Raw genomic sequence first — 23641 nt, forward strand, 5'->3', positions numbered from 1 at the left:
GCCTCGTCCGATAGGCTGATCATCCTTAAAACCAATCAAGGATGATTGCCATGACCGACACCACCACGCCCGCCCAAAACATCGATAAAGGCCGGCACTACGAACTCATCAAGAACACCACCAGCGACCCTTTCAAAACCGCTACCCTCGACAGGGGCCTGGCCCTGGCGGCCACTCCCTTGAAGATGCAACCGTGGTACACCACAACGCCTGCCTCCCTTCATGACAAGCTCAAAGCCGCCAACCTCAAGGCATGGGCCTCGCAAAACAAGGTCGACAAACTGCTCAAGAATCTGCAGGACGTCCGTTCGTTCGCGGCGCCCCTGCTCCAGGCGAAACTCAAGGAACGCTACGGCATCGAGCATGACGTCAGCACGACCTACCTGCGCCTGTACCTGCCCAAGGATTCGCCCTGGTATGCGATTGATGTGAAGGGCGGCGTCACCAGCCGAACCGTCTCCCTGCTGGAGGCGGCACTGCACAACTTCGCCAAGTCCGAAACAGTCCTTGCCGACTCGCAATACATCACCAAACCTGACGATCTCGGGCACTTCGACGTCATTGCGATCAAGGACAAAATGACCATCAGCCAGTTCCAGGCGCTGTGCCGGGAACTGGACATCGGCGCGTTGTACAAGGAGCACCTCGAAAAGTATCTGCTTCCCGGCGAACCCGTGGCCGAAGCCGTCACGAAGCTCAAGGTGACCGAAAGCCAGAAAGACGCCCTCGCCGCCGCCGCGCAACTGGCGTTGATCCTCGGCGATATCCAGTACGACGCCTACAAGCTGATGCTGAGCCTTGCCCAGGATAAAGAACCTCAGTTGCTGCTCAATGGCCGAAAAATGCTCTGCGGCGACCTGTCGTTGCTGGAGACTCGTTTGACCGGCATTCTCCTGCTGATTCCTGCCGTGAAGGACAGCCGGGGGGTTCAACGACTGATTGCCTATGTGCCCCATGATCCGGATCACCCGCTCAAGGAATACGACTCCTTCAAAGCATTCATGGATGAATTGACCCGTCAGTTGCGCGAAGACAAGGTCGGCGCCTCATCGAAGCAGCGGTATCGACAATTTTTCAGTCAATTCATCGATCAGCAGCAACGCGGGCATTTTTTCGCCGATCTCGATCAATGCTTGGTAACGGTCAGGTGGCATGAGAAAGACGACAAGACGGATCAACGCCCCACCTGGCGCGAAGACCCTGCATCCAGTCCGCACCTGCAGTTTCAGCACCTGCCGGTGTCCCGGGATTACTGGACACATGCCTACCAGCAAAAGCTCAACAAGATCCTCAACGACGCGCAGGAAATCGCCGTGTCCACCGCCGACACGGACAGCAAGGCGCGCTGGGCCTGGTGGGACAACTTCAAGAAAATCGTCTCGGATATTTTCAATGTCGCGTTATTGATTGCCACCCCTTTCGTGCCGGGGCTGGGCGAGCTGATGATGGCCTACACCGTTTATCAAATGACCACTGACGTCATCGAAGGGATCGTCGATCTGGCCGAAGGCCTTGGTCTTGAAGCGGCCGAACATGTGATCGGCGTGGTCACGGATGTGATTCAACTGGCGGCGTTTGGTGCGGGTGCTGAAATCGGCAGCGCTTTCAAGTTGAAACTGTCACCACTGGTCGACGGCATGAAACCGGTCACGCTGCCTGACGGCAAACAAACGCTGTGGCACCCGGACCTCGCCCCTTACGAACAAAAAAGCCTCACCCTGACGCCCGATTCGAAACCCAACGAACACGGACTGCATCAACACGCCAATCAGCACATCCTGCCACTGGACGACAACCTCTACGTCGTCGAAAAGGCTTCGCAAGAGCCGAGCATCACGACTCACCGTGTCAAACATCCCACGCGCCCCAATGCCTATTCGCCCACGGTCGAACATAACGGTCACGGCGCCTGGGTGCACGAGGCGGAAAATCCGGGTAACTGGGAAGGCGACACATTGATGCGCCGCCTCGGGCACCGTGTCGATCGCTTCTCGCCCACGCAACGGGAGCAGATCCGCATCAGCAGCGGCACCGAAGACAATGCGCTGCGCCGTATGCATGTCGAGAACGCTGCGCCTCCACCGATGCTGGCCGACACCATCAAGCGCTTCAGCGCCTATGACGACGTCGGGATCGCGAGTGCCAATATTCGCAAAGGGCAGCCAATCGATGCCTCCTCCAATTGGTATGAAACGATACTGACGGCGTTGCCAGGCTGGCCTTCAGAACGGGCACTGGAGGTATTCGAAGACGCCGAACTGACCGGCAGTTCACGCAAGTACGGCAACGCCGACGCGACCGCCGCCAATACGTTGAGCATCAGTTTCTCCGAGCTGACGTCCGGCAAACTGCCTGAACATGTGGCGGGCTTTTTGAATGAAAGCGAGATCAAGGCTCTGCTGGGGCGCGACATTCCGGGCGCCGAACGCACCCAGGCATTGCGTGATCAACTGGCCGATGCCGTCGACTCACGTAAAGGTGAGATCGCAAAACGCATATACCAGGCAGAAGAACGATCGAGCAAGGCCAAGGTCCGCCTGTTGAGGCAACCCTTCCCGGACCTGCCGCTCACCCTCGCCGAAACCGTGCTGGCTGAGGCCAAGGCCGCTGAACTGAAGATAATGGACGATGAAAAACGCCTGCCGTTGCGCGTTAAAACCCAGGCGCGCGAATTCAATTTCGAAGCCGGCACCGCTCGAGCCTACGATGGCTTTTATCAAGACGAGCGGGTGGAACCCAATACCGAGCGTCTCGCGCTGAACACGCTCAAATTCAATACCGACAGTTTTGAAGGCTTGCGCATCGAAGTGCGTGACGGCACCTATGACGGCACGCTGCGCTGCAGCGTCGGCCCGGATGACGCGGCAACGGTGCGCCGGCTGGTCAGGGATGAAAGTGGCCAGTATGAAGTGCTCGACGGGGACAATAAGCAACTGAACAAAGCCGGCGATTTCTACGAATCGATCCTGCGCGCCCTGCCTGAAGACAAACGCAAGGCATTGGGCTACTTACGCGGTCAAGGCCACGCGCTCAAGCTGTGGATCATGGAGAAAACCGCAGCACCTGCCGAGCGCCGCACTGCACTGGCGCAACCGCCCGTTCGCCCCGCGGTGACGATTGAAACCGAAACACTGCTGCGCGGTTTGCCACGGTTTCTTCGTGCATCGACACCAGAGGAGAAAATCAAGGATCTGTACCCGGAAATGACTGAAAGAGAGGTKCGGACCTTCATCGAGAAGTTACGCAACGACAACGGTGATCCCACTGAGGCCATCGAGCGGCTGAAGAGCGAGCGGCAACACTTGCGGGACACATTGCAGGGCTGGCGCAACACCTATCCTCCTGAAACAGACGTTACCGGAGAACTGGTCTTCGGCTATCAGCCTGCTTACCTGCTGAACGGCGGTCTAAATGTCGAAGAGCAACTGATCAAGTGCTTCGAGCGCCGAAGCAACGTGTTCGGCGAGCGCAACAGCCACCCTGACCAAGGCTATACCCTGGATCTGTCGGTTTTCAAGCTTAAGGAGTTCGATCGATGGTGGTCGGATCTGCGCCAGCGACCCGGCATTCAGCAACACCTGGACCAGATCACGGCGCTGAAGCTCGACGAGCTGCGCACCGCTGCACCCGATGACCTGCTGCGCAGCTTCCCCAATCTTCGCCAATTGAGCGCCCGCCAGTGCGGGCTGAATGAAATACCTGCCAGCGTTGGCCGGATGGATCAACTGGAAAACCTGGATCTGACCGACAACTACATCAAGATGACGGCGAACACCACGCAGCAGCTCAGTGACCTGACTCGCCTGCGCACCCTCAATCTGAACGGTAATCCGTTGAGCCAGCCACCCGATGTCGGACGACTGACCAATTTAAAGGACCTGAACCTGGCCAATACCGGGATCCAGACCTGGCCCGAGGGGCTGTTCAGGCTCGGGGCGGTGGACCAGCCTCGTCCCCGTGGTTTCATGCTGGATATGCGTTCGAATCCGATCAATACCTTGCCCGAGGTCACGTCTGGCTCCGATCACGCGTTGATCCTGAGTCGCGCACGCTTCGACACAGGGAGGCTATCCAATGCCGACCGGGTCCGCCTCGGCACGTACCGCGAATCCGCAGGCTTGGACTTTGTGCAGGCCTATTCCCCTGCGGCCGCGGACGAAATCACCCATTGGCAATTATTTCCCGACGAACCCACCGAATGGGGCGCCTCGTCCTCGCTCAAGAAGTACCGCGAAGAATCCTGGCATGACGTGCTGGCCGAACCCGGTGCCGAACAGTTGTTTGCCGTCATCCGCAAACAGCGAGAAAGCGCGGACTACCAGAACGATAAATCACGCCGCCTGCTGACTCGCCGAGTCTGGGAACTGATCGATGCTGCCGCGCTGAACTCCGCCCTTCGCGAGGAATTGTTCCTGCAAGCAAGGGAACCCACGAATTGTCGGGAGGGCGGGGCCTATCTGTTCAATTCCATGGGCATAAAAGTGTTGCTATCAAAGGCTTATAATGAATCGATCCTGCCCAGCGAACTTGACAACAAACTCGTTAAATTGGCCCGCAGCTTTGCACGTCTGGACCGGGTCGGTGACCTCGCCCGGGAAGAGATCGGCCGTCAAACCCAAATGAACCTGATCGATCCGCAGAACAACCTGCCGCCGGATGATCTGGAAATACATATGGCATTTCAGACCGGACTGGCCGAACGTCTCGACCTGCCCTGGCAGGCGGAAAACATGGCATTTCGGGCGCGCGCAGGTGTGGACCAGGGGAAGATCGATGCAGCCTACACATCAATCATGGCGCGTGAAAGCGGCAACGGCCTGGTCGACGGGATGATTGAACCCGAAGATGGAAACGTTTTCTGGGAGCGCCATTTAAAAGCGACTCACCCAACAAAGTGCGAAACCAATCGTCAATATTTCGACGACAAACTGGGTTTGCTCGATGAACTGCGCGCCGCAAAAGTCGAATGGGCCAAAGACCACCCTCAGGCGCAAATGAATCAGCTCATCCGAAAAATGGAAGACCTGGCGGACAAGCTGGAAATCCCTCAGGCTGAGGTTTTCAGCGACGGCCCATTGAGCGACCGCCATTACGATGATCTGGCGGAGGCGCGCAAAGAGCTATTTCGACGGTTGACCCGCGAAGCGATGGTCAACGCCGGCCTTTAACGCTCGGCTGGCTCATCCAGAGGTCAGTCAGCCCTGTCAGGGCTGGCTGACCGACGCTGCACTGCCTGTAGCGCTCATACTTGCGAATCCCAGATCACGGTGATATTGCCTGTGTAAGGCCTGTCCCTGGCGTTGTTTATCAACCAGTGGGTGGCACGTTCGCCCATTTCGAAATGCAGCGTTCCAGGCTTGCGATCGACATAGATACCGGGCTGAAACGGGCTTGTGGCAGCATGGGGACTCAACGGCATTCGCCTGACCGGTTGCCCGGCGCTGTCGGTCAACCCGCCAGGCAAGCTGACGCTGACATCGACTGCCTCCCCGTAACCCGACTCGCGATCAATGATGGCGCAGCCCGAACCGAAGCCCAGGTCATGCTCACATTCCAGCTTCATCGTGAATCGCGACGAGGCGGAAATATTGAAGGTCTGATCGCGATACAGGCGCACAGGCTTGCGCCCCTGTTCCAGCCAGCTGCGCCACCCGCCCTGGGGTTCCAGCAAGACTTTGTTGCCGCCGGGTGGAATTTCCACTTTCAGGGTGTGCAGAACATCGAGGACGAAATCCAGGACCAGGCTGCGTTCATCAGGACTCATCGAGGGGCCCAGGTCAAAATCGGCGCCGGGGCCCATGGTGTAGGAAATGGCACCGGTGTAAAGCCCGCTCGACATACCCAAGGGATTGGGGGTGCGTAGTTCATAGGCAAAATCGATAGTTTCAAAAGAGATGGACGGGATTCGGAAAGCGGCTACTTTGACACAGGGTGCCTCCACTGGCGATTTCCAGAAAAATCGGTAGGAATGGGTACCATATGCCCCTACACCACTGTAACGACAGGGCTGCGCTGCATAAACCCAACCATTGCCGACCCAGAGCTTGTCATGACCTTCACGCGCGTTGGGTGCTCCAGTCAGATTGGCCGCTGAATCACTCAGGACTAAGTTCGAACCAATGCCCGTGATGCGCACATCAACGGTCTCCGTTTCCTGGGTCTCCCTATTCGTCACTGTTACCTGCCGCCAATTGGCCGGTACCTTCAACGCAATACCTTCGCCGGGCACGATGGCGCGATCTGAACTGAAACGAACCGGCAATTCAATACTGAAGATGTTGTTTTCGATGCACTGACCCGGATAATTCGCGCAATAACCACTGTTTGGCGTTTTGTTAAGGAACTCATTTTTATTGGGTTGAGACGGATCCGGCTGGAACGACGCCCTGATCTCCCGGTTTATCGCTTCTGCCGAAGGCATGCTCAATGCCACTAACAACCCAAGCCAACCCTTGTATTTTTTCATTTCTCTACCTGTTTCCAATCGGTGGGCTTTACGATCGACAAGGATTTGCGGCGTGCACCGTTGAACATCGATCATCACCCCCGCTGTAGGGAGAACTCACTCACCCGGCGCCTTGGCACTGAACAACATCAGCACGCTGCCGCTGTAGTCCCCCGGCTTGTAACCCCCCACCGGCTTCACCGGATCGATCTGCAGCAACACCCGTGAGCCTGTCATCGCGTCGGCCGCCGACACCACTTGCCGCGGCGCAATGTCGGCGCTCAATTCCACCCCGTTGAAACTGACCCGCAACGCGATATCGTCACTGGGCCTGCCGTTGGACAGGTACGGAGCCGCCTCCAGGCGCGCTTCAATCGCGCTGCTGTCGTGGCGCACATCAAAATGCTTGCGCACGCTGCTCAAGGTCGAATTCGACAGGTTCCAGTTCAGTCGCTGTGGCCGGTGGATCCAGTCCGCTTCAGCGGGGATCACGTAAAACGCGGGCGTCGGGATAATCACGGACACCTCGAAGGTGTGTTCCTCCCGGGCAGCCCATGTCGAGGAGCCCATCAGTACGGTCATTGCCGTCAGCACGACGGCGGCGCATTGCTTGATCATGTTCGATACCCGTTGCGTCAATGGAAAGCCGGCCTAGCGGCTGACGATCTTCAGGTTTTTCTTGCTGTTGCCCTCGATCAGGGTGAACCGGTATTCACGGCCCTTTTCCTTGTCGAAGGCATAGGTCTTGCCCGCCATGACGTGATGTTTGGTGGTCGCGCCGCACTCACTCTCATTACTCAAGGAGCAGCTTTTGAATTCATCGATGATGACCACCGTGTTGCCGTTGTTGCGCAGCTCGTAGCGCTTGTCGGTTTCGTTGACGGCGCTATCGAATCGAGCATCCTTGGGCCGAACGAAGAAGACGGTGCCGAACCCGGTCATCACGTTGACCCCCGCTGACAGGTTCTTTTTGTAGTCGTCGCGCTCTTCGCCGGACACCRCAAACTCATCTTCCTTTTCCGGCACAACGGGCACGAAGCGCACGCGAAAGTAGCGCTCACGGTCACGCTCGCCCATGTACAACAGACGGGTGCCCTGCATCCCCTGCGCCGGAACGATCAGCCGCGCGGGACTGGCCATCAGGCCATTGCGCGAGGCACCATCGGCGGACGTGGTGACCGGTATTTCCTTCGGCGTGCCGTCGGTGTCGTAGACGATTTCCAGCACGTTGACCTTGACGAAAGCGGTGCTGTCGCCGCTGTTGAACACCCGTTTCAAATAGGTGCTTTTATCGGCATCCAGATAGTCGTATACGGTGCCGACATTGATCTGGGGCCCGGCCTGAACCACCAGGGGATACACGCAAAACACACACAGCCATAACAGACGCTTCATCGTCCTCAACCTCATAAAAAATAAAAAACAAAAAGTAAAAAATGGGCCAGCCCCGAACGATCAGACTTCAGAATCCCAGATCACTGTGACATTGCCTGTGAAAGGCCTACCTTCGGATTTGTCTATCAGCCAGTGGGTGTACCGCTCGTCCACTTCGAAATGCAGCGTTCCGGGCTTGCGATCGACATAGATACCCGGCAGAAACGGGCTTGTAGGAGCACGGCGACTCAACGGCATTCGCCTGACCGGTTGCCCGGCGCTGTCGGTCAACCCGTTAGGCAAGGTGACGCTGATTTCTACAGCTCCCCCGTAACGCCCTCCACGATCAACAATGGCGCAGCCCGAGCCGGCGCCCGCATCGTGGTGCTCGCAGTCCAGCCTCATCGTGAATCGCGACGAGGCGGAAATATTGAAGGTCTGATCGCGATACAGGCGCACAGGCTTGCGCCCCTGTTCCAGCCAGCCGCGCCATCCGCCTTGGGGTTCCAGCACGATTTTGTTGCCGCCGGGTGGAATCTCCACCTTCAGGGTGTGCTGTACGTCAAGGACAAAGTCCAGGGTCAGGTTGCCGTCGTTCGGAAGCAACACCTGCCCCATATCGAAATCGCCGCCAGGTCCAATGCTGTACGACATTGCACCGGTATAGAGACCGGATGACATGCCCAACGGATTGGGGGTGCGCAGCTCATAGGCAAAATCGAGGGTGTCGAAGTAAATGGACGGAATGAAGTAAGCCGCTACCTTGACGCAGGAGGCCTCTACGGGTGTTTTCCAGAAAAACCGATAGCTCTCAGGGCTGTAYGACCCGACACCGCTGTACCGGCAGGGCGCAGGCGCATAAACCCAACTGCTGCTGGTCCAGAGTTTCTGATGGCCTTCAAGGGGGTCGCTCACTCCCACCAGCTTGGCGGCCGATTCACTCAGGAAAAAATTCGAGCCGACGCCGGTAATGCGCACTTCAACGGTCTCCCTCTCCTGTGTCGCGGCGTTAGTCACCGTCAGTCGTCGCCAGTTTGCCGGCACCTTCAACGGGATCCCTTCTCCAGATCCGATGAAGCGGCTGGCAGTGAAGCGGATCGGCAATTGAATGCTGAACATATTGTTTTGCTCGCATTCGCCCGGATAGCTCGCGCAATAACCACTGTTCGACGTTTTGTTGATAAACACGTTTCTGCTCGGCTGTGACGGATCGGGCTGAAACAGCGCCCGGATCTCCCGATTCACCGCCTGCGCCTCAGGCACGCTCAGCGCCAGTAACAACCCCAGGCAACACAAAGACTTTTTCATAGATTCAACCCGCCGTCCGTTCGGTGAATGTGACATCCGCCAGGGTGTCCGGCGTGCAGCGCAGATCCCCGATCATCAACACGTTGTTTTCACTGCGATGTCGGCTGGCATCGAGACGGAACTGGCACAGCAACTGGTTGCCTTGACGCACTTCCAGCGTCGGTGAACCGGCATTCATTTCCATCGAGAAGAAACCATCGACTTCCGTCACCCCGCGACTGGCGTGGTTGATCACGTGATGGCCCTTGAGCGGCTGGCCTTTGGCATCGACCAGCCGGCCGAGCACGGTCAGGGTTTTCATCACGCGGACCTTGCGGTACTCCACCCCGCCCTTGTTCAGGTGATAGCGGGTGCGGGCGGGCTCGATGGTCGCCGCCGGGACATGGTTGCCCTCGAAGTCGAAACTCACCGAGCTGTTCTGATACGCGGTAATCGGGATGAAGTTGCGGCCGGGCTTCAACATCGCACCGCCGCCGCTGTAATCGTCGGCGCGCAGGGTAATGTCATCGATGTCCGATTCCACATCGACAATCAGCGCCGCGCCGCGCATCTCATGCTGACTGGTCAGCATCATTTTCTCGGCGCCAATGGCCAGGGTGCTGTCCAGGTTCAGGCCGCCGGTAAAATTGCCGTTGAAGGACGAACGCTGAACGAAACCATCACCATTGATCGCGTCGGTACGAAAGTTGGCGAGGCTGGAAACGCCGACGCCGTAGGTGTCGGTGAGCGCCGTCACCGAGACGTTTTGCAGCACATGGTCTTTCAGGTCTTTGCGCCAGCCAATGGAGGCGTTGTTGTCGCGACCGCCATCCCGGGCCGTGCGCGAACCGATACTGCCGCTGATCTGCTGTCCAGGTGCGCCGAGTGCCAGGTTGACGCTCAAGTCGACGCCGCGATTGCGGTCATTACCGCTGCTGAAACTGCCCGGCCGATCGAACAACGACAGCCGCCAGTTGCCATCGCTGCCAAACAGGTTGGTGCGCTGGTTCCAGCCCAGATCGAGGCCGACGCCTTCGACGTTGCCCTCGCTGTGGGACACCCGCGCATTGATCGTGCTTTTGCTGCTGAGTCGATGATTGAGTGCCAGCGAGGAGTTGCTGGTCTGGCCGACGAACACATTACGTTGGCGCACCCGGGTGCCATCCGGCAGGGTTTCGAAAAGATTGGTGGTGTCCAGCCAGCTGCGGTTGTGGCTGATCACCACGCTGCCGGCGCCATAGTTATAGAGGCTTTGCAGATCGAGGCCGGTGCCATGATCCTGCGTCTGGTACACGTTGGCGAACAGGCTGATGTGATTGGCCAGGGTCCAGTCGATGGAACTGCCGTATTGCAGTTTTTCGCGGATTTGCCGCGCCGACAGCCCGAGGATGACTCGAGGGTGCATCAGGTAATTGACCGAGGCTCCTGCCGTGGGACTGCCACTGGATTGTTGGTCCCAGTTGCTCAGCAGCTTGCTTTCTTCCCCGGCGAACAGGTTGTAGCGCCAGCGCTCATCGAGGTTGCGCCAGTTGTTGGGTTTGTAGACAAGTTCCTGGGTGGTGGAGGTGATCTGACCGTCTTCGATCAGGCGCACTTCCACCTCATAGATTCCGCCCGGCAACGGACGGGTGTCGAGGGTCTGCAAACCGGCGGGCACCGACTGGGTATTGATCAACAGACCGTCGCGATAGATTTCCACCGAGCCCTGGCGGTTGGCCGTGACGTAGATCGGATAGACGCTGGGCATCGGACTGTTGATGGCGAGGCTGTCGGAGCTGCCGTACATGACGCCGACAGCGGTATCGGGACTGGTGCCGAACGTGCGCGGCTGGCGGGTCAGTCCTTCGGAATTGGGGGTGAAATAGCCCAGGCGAAAGAAACTGCCTTGCAATTCGCGCTGGGTGTAAAGCTCGTGCACTGCGTGGTAAAGCTTGTCATCCGGACCGCCGAGGCGGGCCAGTTGCATATTGAACGTCTGGCTCCAGTTGCCCAGGCTCGCGCTGGCTTCAAGGCCATAGCGCCCGCCCAGATCCTGATCCTGGCCACCATTGAGATTGAGCTGGTTGCGCACCATCAGACCGCTGCTGCCGCCATCGGGCTGTTCGTAATAACGCTTGGCCTCGACGTCGCGCTCAGCATTTTCGGTGAGGATCGAGACGAGGGAGTTTTCCAGGTTGTAATGCACGGCAAGCACCTGATCCGGACACGAACCGGTGCATGTGCCCAGCGGCACGCCTGGCTTGAGATAACTGGCCCATTTTTCCCGCTCGGCGGGGCCGAAGCGGTTTTCGCTGGTGTCGGTAAATTCAAGTAACGTGATGCGATCATCACGGGACAACACCACCATCGCCTCTCCCAGCGGTTGCTGATCGAGTTCCACCCGAACAGCCAGAGGCACATCAAAAAAATGCTCCTCGAAATCTGCCGGCAGACCTTTGGCCTGGGCCAACAGACTTCGTGGTGTCGTACCGGCGGAAGAAACGGGAGCCGCCGCTGCACTGGCACAAAACAACAGCGCAAGCGCAGCCGCGATGGGTGTCATCGGGAACATGAACTCTTACTCTGGTTACGAACGGGTTGGAATCCGGCGGACAGGCCGGTCAGGTTGTCCGCCGGTTAACGCCACTTGAGCAGTTAGCGTTTGTTGCCATGAAGCTCGATCAAGGCGTGCCGACCGGAGCAACGGCGTCGAAGGTCATTGCGACCACACCGGTGTAGTCACCCGGCTGGAAAGTTGTGCCCTTGGCCGTGATTTTCAGCGGCGCGCGGTAGTTCGCGTCAGACTCGGATTCACCCACGACCATTTGTGGAGTGAGCGTCAGTTCCTTGTTATTGAACTCGACTTTCAAATCAATCGACTGAGCACCAGAGATCAATTTAGGTGCACTTTCCAGACTGGCGTGAACCGAGCCGTTATTGTTGCGCACGTCGAAGAAACCATTGACCTCTCCCATCTTGCCAGTGGCTGGCTGGAAGCTCATGTCCTGATCCTTGTTGACCAGATCAGGGTCGGTTGGCACTACATAGAAGCCATTGGTTGGCACGTGAGCGATGAGATTGATCGAGTGAGCAGCCTCGCCCGCGGCGAAAGCCATGGAGGATTGGAGAGCCAGAACAGCCAGTGGGGCAGCGATTGCAAATTTCTTGAACATCATTCAGTACCTGTTTTCTTTTAAAGGTTCGGCCCATTGAAAGTTCGGACAGCTCATAGCCGTAAAATCCGGTGGCTGTACGCTTTCAACGCCGGGGCATGATCGACTTATCGCTCTGGAAAGTAAGCAGGCAACTTCCTATGAGTTCGTAGTTCAACAACCTCATGACCAGAAAGACAAAACCGCAAAAAATCAAAATATCAAACAGTGACTGTAAGTTATGCCCTACATACAGTTTTATTGAAAAAACCAGACAGCGATTCCAGCCATTTAACATGGGGGTTTTACACCTTTTAAAATATAAACTCAAAAATTTTAGAGTAATAACTTTAAGATTCTTGAATAAACGGGTGTTCGTAGAAAGAGAGGCAGGCGGCAGGGGTTTTTCGATGGATTCCATACATTCTGCTGCGCCACCGCTCGTCGGCATGAGGTCGCCCCGCACGGAAAACGCCTTGATTCAGACTGAAGATATATCTTAAGTTATATCTAAACACGACGAGAGCAGACGAAATGAGAGACCATCATTCCCCCCATCGCGAACACGGTGACAGCCGCGACGGCTTCGAGAAACGCCCCGGCCGCGAACGCGGTGGTCGCGGCCCCAGGGTCTTCGCACCTGGCGATTTGAAATTGCTGCTGCTGGCGCTGATCGCCGAACAGCCCTGCCACGGCTATGACCTGATCCGCCAGATTGAAAGCATGTTCGACGGCGCCTACAGCCCAAGCCCTGGGGTGATTTACCCAACCCTGACCTTTCTGGAAGAGAGCGAAATGATTCAGGGCGATGCCGAAGGTGGAAAAAAACGTTACAGCGTGACCGACGCCGGACGTCTGTCTTTAAGTGAACAAGCGATTGCCCTAGACGGCGTGCGCATGCGGATCGAAGTCAGCAAGCGCTCATTGCGCGGCCATGATCGTCCGGCGGAAATCCACGAAGCGGTGCATAACCTGCGCCACGCCCTGCAAATGCACCATGGCCGCTGGAGCCCGGAGGAAATCCTGCGGGTACGCGATCTGCTCAACAACACCGCCAAAGCCATCGTCGACGGCCCCGCCGTTCAACCCGTTCAGGAGAACGCCGAATGACTGAAGTGATCACCACCATTCACCGTGTCATGCACGAAATCAAACGCCGCCGCCTGGAGGTGCTGCGGGTGGTCGACCTGACCCCGCGCATGCGCCGGATTACCTTGGGCGGCCCCGAACTGGCAGGCTTCGTCAGCCTCGGCACAGACGATCACGTCAAACTGCTGTTCCCGCAGAACGCCGAGCAAGCGGTGGCGCTGGAAACCCTGGTGCTGGGCGCAGGCAAGGACAACGGCCCGCTGCCTGAAATGCGCGACTACACCCCGCGCCGCTACGACCTCAATACCCTGGAGCTGGACATCGACTTCGTGCTGCACGGCGACGGCCCGGCTTCGACCTGGGCCGAGCAGGCCAAACCCGGGCAGTTCCTGCACATCGGCGGGCCCCGTGGCTCGATGATCGTGCCGGACATCTTCGACAGCTACTTGCTGATCGGCGACGAAACCGCCCTGCCCGCCATCGCCCGGCGCCTGGAAGGCCTGGCGGCCAACCGCCGTGCGTTGGTGATCGTGGAAGTGGAAAACGGCAAGGAGCAGCAAGTGCTGCACAGTGCGGCCGAGGTCAATGTGATCTGGGTGCTGCGCGAAGGTGGCAAAGATCATTTGTTGAGCACCGTGCGCCAGATCCAGGTGCCTGTCGGCAGCCTGTACGCGTGGGTGGCGACCGAGAGCAAAGTGTCGCGACAGATTCGTCGGGTGTTGCTCGATGAGCACGGGCTGGACGAGCAATTCGTCAAGGCGATTGGCTACTGGAAACTGGGGGACAGCGAGGAGGAGTAACTGGCGTCAGGCCCCATCGCGAGCAGGCTCGCTCCCACACTGGAACTGTGTACACCCGCCCTTTGTAGGAGCGAGCCTGCTCGCGATGGCGGCGCCTCAGACACTACAAACGCTGACTCTTGGTGCGAGATCCAAGCCACCGATCCAGCCCGATCACCAGCAGCGCAATCACCACAAACCCCGCCAACAACCCGCCGGCATTGATGAACACCTGTGGATAACCCAGCTTGTCGACATCAATGAACGGATACGGGTAAACCGCCAGCAGATGCCCGCGCAACAGTGAATAGGCGAAATACAGCAGCGGATAAATCACCCACAGCGCGATGTGCCACACGCGCAATGTGCCTTTGGGCACATAACGCCACCAATACCCCAGAAACAGCGCTGGCATGATGTCATGCAACAGCTCATCGGCCAGCCATTGCCAACCCTCGGGGTGCCACAAGTGACGCAGCAGCAGGTTGTAGGCCAGGCTCACCACGGCGATGCTCACGGCAATCGCACTGCTGACCCAAGGCTGCAGGAACCAACGGCGCGCGGCTGACTCGCGGGTTGTCCATTCACAGGTCAGCACGGTCGCCACCAGGGTGTTGCTCAGCACGGTGAAATAGCTGAAAAAACTCATCAGCCCGCCGATCAGGCTGGCGCCCAGCGTCCAGCGTGAATGGAGAATCAGGTACATCTGGATGCTCAATCCCGCCCAGCCGAGCGTGGCAGCCACAGCCACAAAACGGCGGCGAAACCCGGACGGATTGACCATGTTCAAAGCGGTCGTTTGGTGCGCATCAACTTCACATACAGGCGTTCGACCTTTTCTCGCGCCCATGGGGTTTTACGCAGGAACGTCAGGCTTGACTTGATGCTCGGGTCGCTCTTGAAGCAGCGGATATCGATGCGTTCGGCCAGCCCCGACCACTCGTAGTGTTCAACCAGCGCGTTGAGGATCTGTTCCAGCGTCACGCCGTGCAGCGGGTCAGAGTTGTGTTCGGTCATGCCGGGCCTTCGAGCAGAGTGGGAATTGGAAGCCGCGCACCTTACGTTAAATGTAGGTGAAACGGAAAAGATCGCAGTCTGCGGCAGCTCCTGCATTGGAATCCGTATCCTGTAGGGGCTGCCGCAGGCTGCGATCTTTTGTCACTGTTACCAAATCCGAAACGATGCATGTCAGCAAAAGCCCTTTCTCTATTTGTAACAGATCATTATCCTTGCGCCCGCCGCCTGCTGAAACGCTTCTTCTGCTAATTTCACGCCTGCCGCTTTCCGTTTATCCCCCAGAAAAAGATCAAGAACTCCGTCTCTATGCCTGACTTTAAATCTTTGCGAGACAGCGCTGTCTTTGCAACTGCTGCCCATCGAAACTTCCTGCCCCTGATTGGTGGCCTCACCGCGCTGGGCCTTGCCTCCTGCGTTCAGGCGGCACCTGCCTTCGATAGCGATTCACCGTGGATGCTCGGTGACTGGAATGGCACTCGCACCGAACTCGCGGAAAAAGGCTACGACTTCAAAGTCGATTACACCGGTGAAATGGGCAGCAATCTGCACGGCGGCTACGACCATGACCGCACCGCGCGCTACAGCGACCAGTTCGGCCTGGGCACCCACCTGGACTTGCAGAAGATCCTCGGCTGGGATGACGCCGAGTTCCAGTTGACCATCACCGAACGCAACGGCAACAACATCAGCAACGACCGCATCAACGACCCGCGTGTCGGCGGCTTCACTTCGGCCCAGGAAGTCTGGGGCCGCGGCCAGACCTGGCGCCTGACGCAGATGTGGTATCAGCAGAAATTCTTCGATGAAAAACTCGACATCAAGGTCGGCCGTTTCGGTGAAGGCGAAGACTTCAACAGCTTCCCCTGCGACTTCCAGAACCTAGCGTTCTGCGGATCCCAGGTCGGCAACTGGGCGGGTGACATCTGGTACAACTGGCCGGTCAGCCAGTGGGCGATGCGGGTCAAATATCACCTGACGCCGCAGTTGTACGCGCAGATCGGTGCGTTTGAGCAGAACTCGTCGAACCTGGATCGCAACAACGGCTTCAAGCTGAGCGGCAGCGGCACCCAGGGCGCGGTCCTGCCGGTGGAACTGGTGTGGACGCCGAAGCTCAATGGCCTGCCGGGTGAATACCGCGCCGGTTACTACTACAGCAGCGCCAGCGCCACCGATGTCTACAAGGACAGCAATGGCCAGCCTGCCGCCCTGAGTGGCGAAGCCTACCGCAGCGCCTCGAGCAAGCACGGCCTGTGGCTGGGCCTTCAGCAGCAAGTCACCAGCCTGGCCAGCGACCACTCCCGTGGCCTGAGCCTGTTCGCCAACGGCACGATGCACGACAAGAAGACCAACGCGATCGACAACTACGTCCAGGCCGGACTTGTCTACAAAGGCCCGTTCGACGCGCGCGCCCGGGACGACATCGGTTTCGCCATGGCCCGCGTTCACGTCAACCCGGCCTTTCGCAAAAATGCCGAGGCGACCAACCAGGCCAACGCGGTCTTCGATTTCGACAATCCGACCTTCCTGCCGCCCCAAGACACCGAGTACAGCGCCGAACTCTACTACGGCGTGCATGTGACCAACTGGCTGACCGTACGCCCGAACCTGCAATACATCCGCCATCCCGGTGGCGTGAACGAGGTCGATGACGCGCTGATCGGCGGGATCAAGGTCCAGTCTTCTTTCTAAAAAACACCGAAAAAACCTGTGGGAGCGAGCTTGCTCGCGATGGACGTCAACGATAACGCTGCGAACCTGATACCCCGCGTCGTTCTCGGGTTTTTCGCGAGCAGGCTCGCTCCTACAAGGGTATGCGTCAACTGAATCGATTTATCTGAACCACGCCCGCGCCGGATCGTCATCTACAGTGAACTTGCGCGGGACTACTTGAAACGTCACGGAGAATCACACTATGAGCACTGATGGTGCCTTGAGTCGAAGCCGTCTGTTGCCGACCCTGCTCGGCATTCTGCTTCTACTGATGGGCCTGGCCATGCTGGCCGGGGGGATCAAGCTGAGCATGCTTGGCGGCTCGCTGTATTACCTGCTGGCCGGTATCGGCATCGCGCTGAGCGGCGTGTTGCTGATCGCCGTCCGCCGCGCGGCGCTAGGCCTGTACGCACTGGTGCTGTTCGCCAGTACCGTTTGGGCGCTGTGGGAAGTTGGCCTGGACTGGTGGCAACTGGTGCCGCGCCTGGCGCTGTGGTTCGCCCTCGGTGTGGTGATGCTGCTGCCGTGGTTCCGTCGTCCATTGCTGATCAACGGCCCTGCCCCCATGGGCACTGGCGCCTTGAGCGTGGCCGTGGTCCTGGCCGGCGCCACCGCCGTGGCCAGCCAGTTCACCCATCCGGGCGAGACCTTGGGCGAACTGGGTCGTGACTCGGCTGACATGACCAGCACTGCGCCGCAGATGCCCGAAGGCGACTGGCAGGCCTATGGCCGCAGCGAATTCGGTGACCGCTACTCGCCGCTCAAGCAGATCACCCCGGCCAACGCCGGCAAGCTGCAAGAAGCCTGGCGTATCCAGACCGGCGACCTGCCAACCGCCGATGACCCGGTGGAACTGACCAACGAAAACACCCCCCTCAAGGCCAACGGCATGCTCTATGCCTGCACCGCCCATAGCAAGGTGCTGGCGCTGGACCCGGACACCGGCAAGGAACTGTGGCGTTTCGACCCGCAGATCAAGAGCCCGGTGGGCTTCAAGGGCTTCGCCCACATGACCTGCCGTGGCGTGTCGTACTACGACGAAGCGGCCTACGCCAAGTCTGAAAACGCGGCCTCCGCAGTGATTTCCGAGGCCGGTAAAGCCGTCGCCCAGGCTTGCCCGCGTCGTCTGTACCTGCCGACCGCCGATGCGCGCCTGATCGCACTCAACGCCGACACCGGCAAGGTCTGCGAAGATTTCGGTAAAAACGGTTTGGTTGACCTGACTCAAGGCATCGGACCGTTCACCCCAGGTGGCTACTACGCCACCTCGCCGGCAGCGATCACCCGTGACCTGGTGATCATGGGCGGCCACGTCACCGACAACGAGTCGACCAACGAGCCATCCGGCGTGATCCGGGCCTTTGACGTACACGACGGTCATCTGGTGTGGAACTGGGACAGCAACAATCCCGACGCAACCGAACCGCTGCCAGAGGGCGAGCACTACAGCCGCAACTCGGCCAACATGTGGTCGCTGGCCAGCGTCGACGAAAAACTCGGCATGGTCTACCTGCCACTGGGCAACCAGACCCCAGACCAGTGGGGCGCAGACCGCACCCCGGGCGCCGAGAAGTTCAGTGCCGGCCTGGTCGCGCTGGACCTGGCCACCGGCAAGGTGCGCTGGAACTACCAGTTCACTCACCACGACTTGTGGGATATGGACGTCGGCAGCCAGCCAACCCTGCTGGACATGAAAACCGCCGACGGCATCAAGCCGGCTGTGATCCAACCGACCAAGCAAGGCAGCCTGTACGTCCTCGACCGTCGCGACGGCACGCCGATCATCCCGATCAAGGAAATCCCGGCTCCGCAAGGCGCCGTGAAAGGCGACCACACCGCGCCGACCCAGGCCCGTTCGGACCTGAACCTGCTGGCCCCGGAACTGACCGAAAAAGCCATGTGGGGCGCCAGCCCGTTTGACCAGATGCTGTGCCGCATCCAGTTCAAGGAGCTGCGTTATGAAGGTCAGTACACCCCGCCGTCGGAACAGGGCAGCCTGATCTATCCGGGTAACGTCGGCGTCTTCAACTGGGGCGGCGTTTCGGTCGACCCGGTTCGCCAGATGCTGTTCACCAGCCCGAACTACATGGCCTTCGTCTCGAAAATGGTGCCTCGCGCCGAAGTCGCGGCCGGCAGCAAGCGCGAGAGCGAAACAGCGGGCGTGCAACCGAACACGGGCGCACCTTACGCGGTGATCATGCACCCGTTCATGTCGCCGTTCGGCGTACCGTGCCAGGCTCCGGCCTGGGGCTACGTGGCCGGCATCGACCTGACCACCAGCAAAATCGTGTGGAAACGCAAGAACGGCACCAGCCGCGACAGCTCGCCATTGCCTATCGGCCTGCCACTCGGCGTGCCAAGCATGGGCGGCTCGATGGTCACCGCCGGCGGCGTCGGCTTCCTCAGCGGCACGCTGGATCAATACCTGCGCGCCTATGACGTCAACACCGGCAACGAGCTTTGGAAAGCGCGCCTGCCGGCTGGCGGTCAGGCTACGCCGATGACCTACACCGGCAAGGACGGCAAGCAGTACGTGCTGCTGGTCGTCGGTGGTCACGGCTCACTGGGCACCAAAATGGGTGACTATGTGATCGCGTACAAACTGTCCGAGTAAGTTTTAGCGGCGGTTCATTGAAAGGCGACGCCCTCACAGGCGTCGCCTTTTTTATGGTCACCATCGTCCCATTGTAGGAGCGAGCCTGCTCGCGATGAGGACATGACAGACATCCTTGAAGTGGCTGTCAGACCGCTATCGCGAGCAGGCTCGCTCCTACAGTTGAACGGTGTCGCGCCGAAATCCAGCTAACCTGTCTCTGCGCTGAACACACCAGCGAAACACCGCATTGCAGAAAATGACCGTTGAAACCACCGCCAACCTGCCCCATCTAAGACCCATACCCATTGCGCAGGTGCCCCCATGAGCGACCAGCAGGAATTCCCCGAAGACCCGAGCGAATACGCCGATCCGCAAAACGCCCCACAGCACAAACCCGGCAAAGGCCTGGCCTTGCCCGGCCAGAACCTGCCGGACAAGGTCTACATCATCCCGATTCACAACCGACCGTTCTTCCCGGCCCAGGTCCTGCCGGTCATCGTCAACGAAGAGCCGTGGGCCGAGACGCTCGACCTGGTGGCCAAGTCCGAACACCACTCCCTGGCCCTGTTCTACATGGACAGGCCCCAGGATGACCCGCGCCACTTCGACACCTCGGCCCTGCCGCTGTACGGCACGCTGGTCAAGGTGCACCACGCCAGCCGCGAAAACGGCAAACTGCAGTTCGTCGCCCAGGGCCTGACCCGCGTACGCCTCAAGACCTGGCTCAAGCATCACCGCCCGCCGTACCTGGTGGAAGTCGAATACCCGCACCAGCCCACCGAGCCGACCGACGAGGTCAAGGCCTACGGCATGGCGCTGATCAATGCGATCAAGGAACTGCTGCCGCTCAACCCGCTGTACAGCGAAGAGCTGAAGAACTACCTCAACCGCTTCAGCCCCAACGACCCGTCGCCGCTGACCGACTTCGCCGCCGCCCTCACTTCGGCCACCGGTAGTGAGCTGCAGGAAGTCCTCGACTGCGTACCCATGCTCAAGCGCATGGAAAAAGTCCTGCCGATGCTGCGCAAGGAAGTCGAGGTCGCGCGCCTGCAAAAAGAGATTTCCGCTGAAGTTAACCGCAAGATCGGCGAGCATCAGCGTGAGTTCTTCCTCAAGGAGCAACTCAAGGTCATCCAGCAGGAGCTGGGCCTGACCAAGGATGACCGCAGCGCCGACCTCGAGCAGTTCGAACAGCGACTGACCGGTAAAGTACTGTCGCCACAAGCGCAGAAACGCATCGAAGAGGAAATGAACAAGCTGTCGGTGCTCGAAACCGGCTCGCCGGAGTATGCGGTCACCCGCAACTACCTCGACTGGGCGACCTCGGTGCCGTGGGGCGTGTACGGCGAGGACAAACTCGACCTCAAGCACGCGCGCAAGGTGCTGGACAAACACCACGCCGGCCTCGACGACATCAAGGACCGCATCCTCGAATTTCTCGCGGTCGGGGCCTATAAGGGCGAGATCAGTGGCTCCATCGTATTGCTGGTGGGCCCGCCGGGCGTGGGCAAGACCAGCGTCGGCAAATCCATCGCCGAATCCCTGGGCCGGCCGTTCTATCGCTTCAGCCTTGGCGGCATGCGCGACGAAGCCGAGATCAAGGGCCACCGCCGCACTTACATCGGCGCACAGCCGGGCAAACTGGTGCAGGCGTTGAAGGACGTCGAAGTGATGAACCCGGTGATCATGCTCGACGAGATTGACAAGATGGGCCAGAGCTACCAGGGCGACCCGGCCTCGGCGCTGCTGGAAACCCTGGATCCTGAGCAGAACGTCGAATTCCTCGACCACTATCTGGACCTGCGCCTGGACCTGTCGAAAGTGTTGTTCGTGTGCACCGCCAACACCCTCGATTCGATCCCCGGCCCGTTGCTGGACCGGATGGAAGTGATTCGCCTGTCGGGTTACATCACCGAAGAAAAAGTCGCCATCGCCAAGCGTCACCTGTGGCCCAAGCAGCTTGAGAAAGCCGGCGTGTCCAAGGGCAGCCTGAGCATCAGCGACAGCGCGCTCAAGGCACTGGTCGACGGTTATGCCCGTGAAGCGGGCGTGCGTCAGCTGGAAAAAAACCTCGGTAAACTGGTGCGCAAAGCTGTGATGAAACTGCTCGACGAGCCGAAAGCGGTGATCAAGCTCGGGCCGAAAGACCTCGAAACGTCGCTCGGCAAACCGGTGTTCCGCAACGAGCAGGTGCTGTCGGGTGTCGGCGTGATCACTGGCCTTGCCTGGACCAGCATGGGCGGCGCGACCCTGCCAATCGAAGCCACACGCATCCACACCCTCAACCGTGGCTTCAAGCTCACCGGGCAACTGGGTGACGTGATGAAAGAATCGGCGGAAATCGCCTACAGCTACGTCAGTTCGCATCTGAAGTCGTATGGCGGCGATCCGAAATTTTTCGACGAAGCTTTCGTCCACCTGCACGTGCCGGAAGGCGCCACACCGAAGGACGGCCCGAGCGCCGGTGTGACCATGGCCAGTGCCCTGCTGTCGCTGGCGCGCAATCAACCGCCGAAGAAAGGCGTGGCCATGACCGGTGAGCTGACATTGACCGGGCATGTACTGCCGATTGGCGGGGTGCGGGAAAAAGTGATTGCGGCGCGGCGACAGAAGATTTTCGAGCTGATTCTGCCAGAAGCGAATCAGGGGAGTTTCGAGGAACTGCCGGAGTATCTGAAGGAAGGGATTACCGTGCACTTTGCCAAGCGGTTTGCGGATGTGGCGAAGGTGCTTTTCTGATGTTCCTGTAGCGCCTGCACTACCGCTATCGCGAGCAAGCTCGCTCCCACAGTGGTCAGTGGTGTTCACACATTTTGTGTTCACTGTAAAAAACCTGTGTGGGCATTGCTCCCCACAATGATCGGTGGTGTTCACAAATTTTGTGTTCACTGCAAAACCCTGTGGGAGCGAGCTTGCTCCGGGCGGCGATCCGACGATGGCGTCAGCTCTGGCAGCACAGTCCAAGGCTGGCTGTCACACTTTGCCTCATCTTCAGTTATGCTCGCCGTTCGTCGTGAACGCCGGAGCCACTGACTTTATGTCCCACATTCGCCTGCTTGCCCCCCTCGCCCTCGCCTTGCTGGCCGGATGCGCCACGCAACCTGCAAACAACGTGACCGTGGAAAAACAAAGCGAATGCCCGGTGAAGCTCACCAACGGGCAAAACCTGATCCTGTCCCTGCCAAGCAACCCGACCACGGGTTATCGCTGGGCGATCCAGGATTCGGCCGGTGGCGTACTACACGCCTTGGGGCCAGAGGTTTATCGAAACCCGGAAGATGCTGGCATCGTCGGCTCGGCCGGAGTTTCGACCTGGCGTTTTCAAGCCTTCGCGACCGGCACCGGGCGCTTGCGCCTGACCTCGCAACAGCCGTGGGCACCGGAAGTGCTGCCGGTGGATTCGTTCGACTGCGCGATCTCGGTCAACTGAGCGTGGGCTGGCTGATTCTGGCGCTGATGGGTGCGGTGACCTTTCTTTATGGCCTGAGCGTGCACGCCACCTTGCTGTGCCTGCTGGTCAAGCCACTGCCGGTGCTGGCCCTGCTCGGCTGGCTGCATGACGCACCGCCCGGCGAATATCGGCGCTGGATCAGCCTGGGGTTGATCTTCTCCCTGCTTGGCGATGTGTTGCTGGCATGGCCGGGGGATCTGTTCGTGTTTGGCCTTGGGGCGTTTCTGGTCGCCCACCTGGCCTATCTGAAAGCCTACTTGAGCGATTGCCGGCGCCTGGCGCTGCTGCCGCTGATCATCGCCCTCGTGGTCGGCGCAGTGCTGTTGGGCATCCTGATTGCCAACGGACTGGGGCCATTGTTGATTCCGGTGATCGTCTATGGCCTGGCCATCAGCGCGATGCTCTGGCGCGCTCTGGCCAGACTCGGGACCGATGTGCCCAAACGCTCGGCGTTGCTGGCTGCAGGTGGTGCCGTGGCGTTTGTGTTCTCCGACAGCGTGATTGGCATCAGCCGGTTTGTGGTGCCGTTCGATGCCGCACCTTACGTGATCATCCTCAGTTATTGGCTGGGGCAATGGGGAATCACTGCCTCGGCATTTGATCAGAAACCGAGTTGACCCAATCGCGAGCAAGCTCGCTCCCACAGGGATAGCGCTTTACCTGTGGGAGCGAGCTTGCTCGCGATAGCGATATCACTGACAACGAAGAATCCAGACCTATCCCACCGCTTTATCAGACAACCCGCGCATCCCCGCGCCAACT

General features: G+C 59.2%; 16 protein-coding genes. 8 read left to right on the top strand and 8 right to left on the bottom strand.

The window, feature by feature from the left end; genetic code table 11:
- Window positions 1–50: 50 nt before the first annotated feature.
- Window positions 51–5168, top strand: coding sequence for a dermonecrotic toxin domain-containing protein (locus tag AC1DRN_RS12710; protein ID WP_223458230.1), 5118 nt, complete (start codon window positions 51–53; stop codon window positions 5166–5168).
- Between the two features lie 74 nt (window positions 5169–5242).
- Here AC1DRN_RS12710 and AC1DRN_RS12715 read toward each other — a convergent pair whose 3' ends face one another.
- The 6 genes from AC1DRN_RS12715 to AC1DRN_RS12740 all read right to left on the bottom strand — a co-directional run bounded on the left by AC1DRN_RS12715 (window position 5243) and on the right by AC1DRN_RS12740 (window position 12261).
- Window positions 5243–6466 (bottom strand): hypothetical protein, encoded by a 1224-nt coding sequence (locus tag AC1DRN_RS12715; protein ID WP_223458228.1) that lies wholly within the window; start codon window positions 6464–6466, stop codon window positions 5243–5245.
- A 96-nt stretch (window positions 6467–6562) separates the two neighbouring features.
- The gene (locus tag AC1DRN_RS12720) at window positions 6563–7063 is read right to left on the bottom strand and encodes a CS1 type fimbrial major subunit (RefSeq protein WP_223458226.1); all 501 of its coding nucleotides are present in this window, start codon (window positions 7061–7063) and stop codon (window positions 6563–6565) included.
- A gap of 33 nt (window positions 7064–7096) precedes the next feature.
- Window positions 7097–7840: a molecular chaperone gene (locus tag AC1DRN_RS12725; RefSeq protein ID WP_477786723.1), complete on the bottom strand. Its 744-nt coding sequence runs from the start codon at window positions 7838–7840 to the stop codon at window positions 7097–7099.
- 60 nt (window positions 7841–7900) lie between these two features.
- The gene (locus tag AC1DRN_RS12730; RefSeq protein WP_223458222.1) at window positions 7901–9127 is read right to left on the bottom strand and encodes a hypothetical protein; all 1227 of its coding nucleotides are present in this window, start codon (window positions 9125–9127) and stop codon (window positions 7901–7903) included.
- Between the two features lie 4 nt (window positions 9128–9131).
- Window positions 9132–11657 carry a CS1-pili formation C-terminal domain-containing protein gene (locus AC1DRN_RS12735; protein ID WP_223458220.1) on the bottom strand — a complete coding sequence of 842 codons (2526 nt, stop codon included), beginning with the start codon at window positions 11655–11657 and terminating at the stop codon, window positions 9132–9134.
- Window positions 11658–11766: 109 nt separating this feature from the next.
- A complete protein-coding gene (locus AC1DRN_RS12740; protein ID WP_223458218.1) occupies window positions 11767–12261 on the bottom strand; it encodes a CS1 type fimbrial major subunit in 495 nt (164 codons plus the stop codon).
- A gap of 510 nt (window positions 12262–12771) precedes the next feature.
- Between AC1DRN_RS12740 and AC1DRN_RS12745 the strand changes: the two genes are divergently transcribed.
- Window positions 12772–13347, top strand: a complete 576-nt coding sequence (locus AC1DRN_RS12745; RefSeq protein ID WP_223458216.1) for a PadR family transcriptional regulator — start codon at window positions 12772–12774, stop codon at window positions 13345–13347.
- Complete coding sequence (locus AC1DRN_RS12750) at window positions 13344–14126, top strand: siderophore-interacting protein (RefSeq protein ID WP_223458214.1); 783 nt, start codon at window positions 13344–13346, stop codon at window positions 14124–14126. Before AC1DRN_RS12745 ends, AC1DRN_RS12750 begins: the two co-directional genes overlap by 4 nt.
- Before the next feature lie 103 nt (window positions 14127–14229).
- On the opposite strand, the gene AC1DRN_RS12755 is transcribed toward AC1DRN_RS12750, so the two are convergent.
- On the bottom strand, window positions 14230–14889 hold the full coding sequence (locus AC1DRN_RS12755; protein WP_223458212.1) for a Pr6Pr family membrane protein: 660 nt from the start codon (window positions 14887–14889) through the stop codon (window positions 14230–14232).
- Window positions 14890–14891: 2 nt separating this feature from the next.
- Window positions 14892–15122, bottom strand: a complete 231-nt coding sequence (locus AC1DRN_RS12760) for a VF530 family protein (protein WP_223458210.1) — start codon at window positions 15120–15122, stop codon at window positions 14892–14894.
- A gap of 306 nt (window positions 15123–15428) precedes the next feature.
- On the opposite strand from AC1DRN_RS12760, the gene AC1DRN_RS12765 reads away from it, so the two are divergent.
- The 5 genes from AC1DRN_RS12765 (at window position 15429) to AC1DRN_RS12785 (ending at window position 23496) form a co-directional block, all read left to right on the top strand.
- The gene (locus AC1DRN_RS12765) at window positions 15429–16811 is read left to right on the top strand and encodes a carbohydrate porin (protein ID WP_223458208.1); all 1383 of its coding nucleotides are present in this window, start codon (window positions 15429–15431) and stop codon (window positions 16809–16811) included.
- Between the two features lie 223 nt (window positions 16812–17034).
- Window positions 17035–19446: a glucose/quinate/shikimate family membrane-bound PQQ-dependent dehydrogenase gene (locus tag AC1DRN_RS12770; RefSeq protein ID WP_223458206.1), complete on the top strand. Its 2412-nt coding sequence runs from the start codon at window positions 17035–17037 to the stop codon at window positions 19444–19446.
- A 303-nt stretch (window positions 19447–19749) separates the two neighbouring features.
- The gene (gene lon / locus AC1DRN_RS12775) at window positions 19750–22167 is read left to right on the top strand and encodes an endopeptidase La (RefSeq protein ID WP_223458204.1); all 2418 of its coding nucleotides are present in this window, start codon (window positions 19750–19752) and stop codon (window positions 22165–22167) included.
- 298 nt (window positions 22168–22465) lie between these two features.
- The gene (locus AC1DRN_RS12780; protein WP_223458202.1) at window positions 22466–22858 is read left to right on the top strand and encodes a protease inhibitor I42 family protein; all 393 of its coding nucleotides are present in this window, start codon (window positions 22466–22468) and stop codon (window positions 22856–22858) included.
- 2 nt (window positions 22859–22860) lie between these two features.
- Entirely contained in the window at window positions 22861–23496 is a 636-nt protein-coding gene (locus AC1DRN_RS12785; RefSeq protein ID WP_223458462.1) for a lysoplasmalogenase, read from the top strand.
- Window positions 23497–23641: the final 145 nt, after the last annotated feature.

The organism is Pseudomonas sp. P5_B3 (assembly GCF_056400405.1).